The sequence below is a fragment of the Pseudomonas sp. K5002 genome (assembly GCF_013386655.1).
In the GTDB taxonomy this organism is placed as follows: domain Bacteria; phylum Pseudomonadota; class Gammaproteobacteria; order Pseudomonadales; family Pseudomonadaceae; genus Aquipseudomonas.
In genome coordinates this window covers 1-5579 of record NZ_JACARK010000755.1, presented here as the reverse complement: position 1 = coordinate 5579, position 5579 = coordinate 1, and the positions used below count along the sequence as shown (strand labels likewise).

The 5579-nt window shown below is 61.6% G+C and carries 8 protein-coding genes; 6 read left to right on the top strand and 2 right to left on the bottom strand.

Annotated features, from left to right (window positions below; all coding sequences use genetic code 11):
* The 3 genes from HX846_RS27810 to HX846_RS27800 form a co-directional block, all read left to right on the top strand.
* Window positions 1-249: SDR family oxidoreductase (locus HX846_RS27810; RefSeq protein ID WP_178966520.1), on the top strand; the 249-nt coding region annotated here is incomplete at its 5' end.
* A 55-nt stretch (window positions 250-304) separates the two neighbouring features.
* Window positions 305-1639: an MFS transporter gene (locus HX846_RS27805; RefSeq protein ID WP_008433830.1), complete on the top strand. Its 1335-nt coding sequence runs from the start codon at window positions 305-307 to the stop codon at window positions 1637-1639.
* 30 nt (window positions 1640-1669) lie between these two features.
* The gene (locus tag HX846_RS27800) at window positions 1670-2917 is read left to right on the top strand and encodes an OprD family porin (protein ID WP_177122972.1); all 1248 of its coding nucleotides are present in this window, start codon (window positions 1670-1672) and stop codon (window positions 2915-2917) included.
* Here the strand turns inward: HX846_RS27800 and HX846_RS27795 are convergent.
* Window positions 2914-3132, bottom strand: coding sequence for a DUF2790 domain-containing protein (locus HX846_RS27795; protein ID WP_003210829.1), 219 nt, complete (start codon window positions 3130-3132; stop codon window positions 2914-2916). The two genes, HX846_RS27800 and HX846_RS27795, sit on opposite strands and share 4 nt — an antisense overlap.
* A gap of 110 nt (window positions 3133-3242) precedes the next feature.
* Between HX846_RS27795 and HX846_RS27790 the strand changes: the two genes are divergently transcribed.
* A complete protein-coding gene (locus HX846_RS27790) occupies window positions 3243-4160 on the top strand; it encodes a LysR family transcriptional regulator (protein WP_178966519.1) in 918 nt (305 codons plus the stop codon).
* A gap of 2 nt (window positions 4161-4162) precedes the next feature.
* On the opposite strand, the gene HX846_RS27785 is transcribed toward HX846_RS27790, so the two are convergent.
* The gene (locus tag HX846_RS27785) at window positions 4163-4957 is read right to left on the bottom strand and encodes a helix-turn-helix domain-containing protein (RefSeq protein WP_003217152.1); all 795 of its coding nucleotides are present in this window, start codon (window positions 4955-4957) and stop codon (window positions 4163-4165) included.
* Between the two features lie 127 nt (window positions 4958-5084).
* Between HX846_RS27785 and HX846_RS39305 the strand changes: the two genes are divergently transcribed.
* Both HX846_RS39305 and HX846_RS27775 read left to right on the top strand, forming a co-directional pair.
* Window positions 5085-5273 (top strand): DUF1656 domain-containing protein, encoded by a 189-nt coding sequence (locus HX846_RS39305; RefSeq protein WP_032899212.1) that lies wholly within the window; start codon window positions 5085-5087, stop codon window positions 5271-5273.
* Between the two features lie 10 nt (window positions 5274-5283).
* Window positions 5284-5579: biotin/lipoyl-binding protein (locus HX846_RS27775; RefSeq protein ID WP_178966518.1), on the top strand; the 296-nt coding region annotated here is incomplete at its 3' end.

Here is a 5579-nt window from a genome sequence, read left to right as displayed (position 1 = left end):
CGGGTCAACGCCACCGCACCCGGTGGCACCGAGGCGCCACCGCGGCGGATCCCGCGCAACAGCCAGCCCCAGAGCGACCAGGAGCGCGTCTGGTACCAGCAGATCGTCGACCAGACCCTCGACAGCAGCCCGATGAAGCGCTACGGCAGCATCGACGAACAAGCCGGCGCGATTCTGTTTCTGGCCTCTGATGAGGCCTCCTACATCACGGGCGTCACCTTGCCGGTAGGAGGCGGCGACCTCGGCTGACCCAGCGCCGTACCTGCAGACACTGACTCACAACAACAATAATGAGAGCACTGCCATGCGTACCCATGACGTCAATTCGATTATCGATAATGCCCATTTCAATCGTTTCCACTGGCTGGTGGTCAGCCTGTGTGCTGTGCTGTTGATCTTTGACGGTTATGACTTGTTCATCTACGGCGTGGTCTTGCCGTCGATCATGAAGGAATGGGGACTATCGCCCCTGCAGGCCGGCGCTCTGGGCAGTTATGCGCTGTTCGGGATGATGTTCGGCGCGCTGGTCTTCGGCAGCCTGGCCGACAAGTTCGGTCGCCGCAAAGGCATCGCCATCTGCTTTGCCTTGTTCAGCGTCGCCACGGTGATTAACGGTTTTGCCAGCAACCCGACTGAGTTCGGAATCTGCCGGTTTATTGCCGGGCTCGGCTGTGGCGGCCTGATGCCCAATGCGGCCGCACTGATTACCGAATACGCACCGAAGAAAATGCGCAGCATCCTGATGGCGGTGATGTTTGGCGGGTACTCGCTGGGCGGCATGCTGTCGGCCGGCGTGGGGATTTTCATGCTGCCGCGTTTTGGCTGGTCGTCCATGTTCTTCGCCGCGGCGATCCCGCTGCTGCTGATGCCGTTGATTGTGTACTGGCTGCCTGAGTCCATCGGGTTCCTGATTCGCCAGGGCCGCAAGGAACAGGCGCGTGAGCTGCTCAAGCGCCTGTCGCCGCAGACCCGGATCGACCCGCAAGACCAACTGCTCGTCAGCGCCGGTAAAGGCAAGGGCGCTTCGGTGCTGGAGTTGTTCCGCCACGGCCTGGCCTTGAGGACGGCGGCGATCTGGGTCGCGTTTTTCTGCTGCCTGTTGATGGTCTACGCCCTGAGTTCCTGGCTGCCCAAACTGATGGCGGGTGCCGGTTACAGCCTGGGATCGAGCCTGTCGTTCCTGCTGGCGCTGAATTTTGGCGGCATCGCCGGGGCGCTTGTCGGTGGCTGGCTGTGTGACCGGCTTAACCTGGTGAAGGTGGTGATCGGTTTCTTTATCGCCGCGCTGCTCTCCATCAGCCTGCTGGGTATCAAGAGCCCGATGCCGGTCCTGTACCTGCTGATCTTTTTTGCCGGCGCCACCACCATCGGCACGCAAATCCTGCTGTACGCCGGCGCCGCACAACTCTATGGCTTGAACATTCGAGCCACCGGCCTGGGCTGGGCTTCCGGTATCGGTCGTACCGGCGCCATCGTCGGCCCGCTGCTGGGCGGCGCGCTGATGGGGATTGAACTGCCGCTGCACCTGAACTTCATGGCCTTTGCCATCCCCGGGGCCATCGCCGTGCTGGCAATGACGGCGTATGCGCTGAATGAACGTCGGGGCCGGCAGGAGGTGATCGCCGCCCCGGCGCAGTAACTGTCGATAACAATAACTAAGAGCAACGACATGAACACACAACGTATCTGGCTATCCCTGTTGGGCGTGCCCCTTGCGGCGACGGCGGCCGAGGGCGGGTTTTTCGAGGACTCCACCGCCACCTTGCAGGCGCGCAACTATTACTTCAGCCGCGATTTCTCGGACATCGTCGGCGCCAACAAGCAATCAAAGGCAGAGGAGTGGGGCCAGGGTTTTATCCTGACCTATAAATCCGGCTACACGCCGGGGCCCGTGGGCTTTGGCCTGGATGCCCTGGGCACCCTCGGCCTCAAGCTCGACAGCAGCCCGGACCGCACCAATACCGGCCTGCTCCCGGTCAAGGGCGACGGCAGCGCCCCGAATGATTACAGCCGTTTGGGCCTGACCTTCAAGGCCAGGTTTTCCAGGACCGAATTGAAGGTCGGCGAACTGCAACCGAACCTGCCGGTGCTGGCCTTCAGCGATATCCGCTTGCTGCCGCCGAGCTATCAGGGCGTGAGTGTCAGCTCCGGCGAAATCGCCGGCCTTGCGCTGCAGGCCGGGCACTTGACCACCACCCGCCTGCGCAACGAAGCCGGCGACGAGAAAATGATCGCCATGCTCGGCCATGTGCCGCAACGCGGCGCTGAAAGTGATGGGTTCAACTACGTCGGCGGCGACTACGCCTTCAACACCAACCGCACCAGCGTCAGCTACTGGCATGGCCAACTCAAGGACATCTACCGCCAGGACTTTGTCGGCCTCAAGCACAGCCAGCCAATGGGTGAGTGGACGCTCGGCGCCAACCTCGGCTACTACGATGCCCGGGAAGACGGCGACAAACTGCTCGGCAAGATCGACAACCAGGCGTTTTTCTCGCTGCTGTCGGCCAAGCATGGCGGCCATATCTTCTACGTCGGTTATCAAGCCATGTATGGCGACAGTGCCTTCCCGCGGGTCTTCGCCAACATCACGCCGCTGGGCAACGAAGTACCCACCTACGAGTTTGCCTACACCGACGAGCGCTCCTGGCAAGTGCGGTACGACTATGACTTCGTGGCGCTGGGCATTCCGGGGCTGACCACCACCGTGCGTTATATCACCGGTAATAACGTGACCACCGGCGCGGGTTATGAAGGCAAGGATCGCGAGCGCGACCTGGATATCGGCTATGTGGTGCAAAGCGGCACATTGAGCGGCCTGGGCATTCGGGTGCGCAATGTCATGGCCCGTTCAAACTACCGCAGCGACATCGACGAGAACCGGCTGATCCTCAGTTACACCTGGAAGCTGCTTTAAACCCCGCCCTGGCACGTGCCCATGACCTGGTAGTGGACGGTATGGCTGGCGCCCTGGCTGTCGAGATACACCATGGTCGCCGGTTCTACCTGGCAACTGCCCGGCACGGGCGTGATTGAAACAACGTGTTGGATATCCAGCGCTTCATTGCTGCCGGCCGCCATGGCGCCGGCGGCGGTGAAAAACAGGAGCAGGCTGAGCCATTTGATATTCATGATGAGTTCCTCTGTGAGTAGGGTTCATTTTAGTGATTGCCGCAGCGGGATAAAGACAGGAACAGGTGAATGACTCGTACGTATCACGTAGCAATCGAGGGGCAATGTTGATGGACTTGCTCAATGGCATGCAGGTGTTTGCCCGGGTTGTCGACACTGGCAGCTTTGCCGCAGCGGCCGAGGCGCTGGACCTGTCCGGGGCACACGTATCACGGTTGATCTGCGAGCTGGAAAAACACCTGCAGACCCGCCTGTTGCAACGCACCACCCGACGCCTGGGCCTTACCGATTCGGGCGAGCGCTTTCTGTTGCGCTGTCGCGACATTCTTGAAGACGTCAGGGAAGCCACGGCAGAAGCCAGCGGCGCGCACCTCAACCCGCGCGGGCGATTGCGGGTGCATTGCATGAGCGGGTTGGGGGTGCTGATCACGCCGCTGATTGCCCGCTACAGCGAGCAATACCCGGACGTGTCCATCGAGTTGACCCTGTCCCAGCACAACCCGGACCCGCTTGAAGAGGGGCACGACGTGGTGATCTCCATCGCCCATTCGTTGCCGGATTCGGCGCTGGTCAGTCAGACGATCGGGCAGTTGTTCAGTGTGACCTGTGCGGCACCGGGGTATCTGGCCCGGTACGGCGTGCCCGAGCATCCGCAGCAGTTGATGCAGCATCGACGGTTGCATCTGCAGGATTTCCAGGAGGATGCGTGGTTGTTCAAGGGGCAAGAGGGCGAGATTGCGATTTCGCCGGGTGACACCTTCAGGACCAATGTCGCGGATGCGATGGTCAAGGCGACGCAGGAAGGAATGGGCATCAGCTTGTTGCCGTTCTTCAGCGCCAACCCGGCGCTGCGCGAGGGCTCGCTGGTGCGGCTGTTGCCCGGATATCGGCTACGGGAGCGGAGCATTTTCGCGGTGTATCCATCAAGGCGCTTTCTGGATGCCAAGGTGCGGACGTGGGTCGGGTTTTTGCAGGCGCGATTGCCGGGGTTGTTGGCGGAGCAGTTGGCAGTGATTGAGGCACCTTGAGGCTAGCGCGTTGCCGTACGGCGAATGTAGCGCGCCGGCGACGAGCCCAGTGTCTTGCGAAACATGCTGATGAACGAACTGACCGACTCGTACCCCAGCGCCTCGGCGGTTCGTTGCACCGACTCGCCCTCGGCCAGGCTCTGCAAGGCCACGATGATTTGCCATTGTTTGCGCCATTGGCCAAAAGTCAGGCCTGTTTCGCTCTTGACCAGGCGGGCCAGGGAGCGCTCGCTCATGGCGACCTGGCGTGCCCACTGGGCCATGGTGCAACGGTTTGACGGGTCCTGGGCCAGGCCGCGGGCGATGAAGCGCAACTGCGTAGCAGCGGGGAGCGGCAGGTACAACTGCTCCGAGGGAGCCAGTTCCAGTTGTTCAAGGAGCACGCTCGCCACGCGCGAATTGGCAGAGGCAGGCGGATAATCCTGGGGCTGGGCGCTCAGGTGCAGGATCAACGCCAGGACCAGCGGCGAAAGCACCAGCGTGCAGCATTTCTCCGGTAGCGCGGCGGCGCCGGGCTCGACAAACAGATAGCCGATCCTGCCGTTGGCGGTCACCCGGTTGCTGTGGGCGATACCGCCCGGAATCCACACGCCGAAGCCCGACGGCACCATCCACACGCCATCCTCTACGGTACACACGATACCGCCGTGATACGCCACCACCAGTTGGCCTTTGCGGTGGCTGTGCACGGGGAATTCGGTGTCGTTGCGCTGGCTGCCGAGCATCAACGCGACGGCGGGCTGATCAAAACTGTCCAGTTCGAATTGATCAACGCCCTGGAGCTTCATCTCGCCCATATTGCACCGCCTCGATTGTCTGAAATTGATTATATCCTGGCAGCATACTCAATATCGGCACGACCTTGCAGTCCCTACCATCTTCATCAAGGCGATCAAGGTGATTGCCGACTGCGAGATTCAACCGATGCTCAGCGAAATCACGATTGCCCACCTCTACATTCCTCCGTTCTTGCTCTACGTCGGCGTTGCAGCCCTGGTGTACGGGCTACTGGAGCGGGCCCTGCGGCGCTGGCTGGATTGGGCCTGGCACCCCAGCCTGGCGCGTTTCTTTGTGTCGCTGATCGTGCTCTCGACCTTGGTTCTGAGCTTTTGAGGGCAGCGCGATGATCATCAAACACATCCTCAAGACCCTCGTCACCCTGGTGCTCGGGCTGGCCGCATTGCTGTTCTGCACGCAACTGTGGCGTGCCTATGAGTTGGCCCCCTGGACGCGGGACGGGCGTGTCAGCGCGCAAGTCATCCGTATTGCCCCCGAGGTGTCCGGCCAGGTCGAACACCTGCTGGTGGGCGACAACCAGTGGGTCGCCAAGGGCGCGTTGCTGTACCAGATCGATCGCAGCAGCTACTTGCTTGCCCAGCAACAGCGCACGGCCGAGCTTGCCGAGGCGCGCAGTGTTTT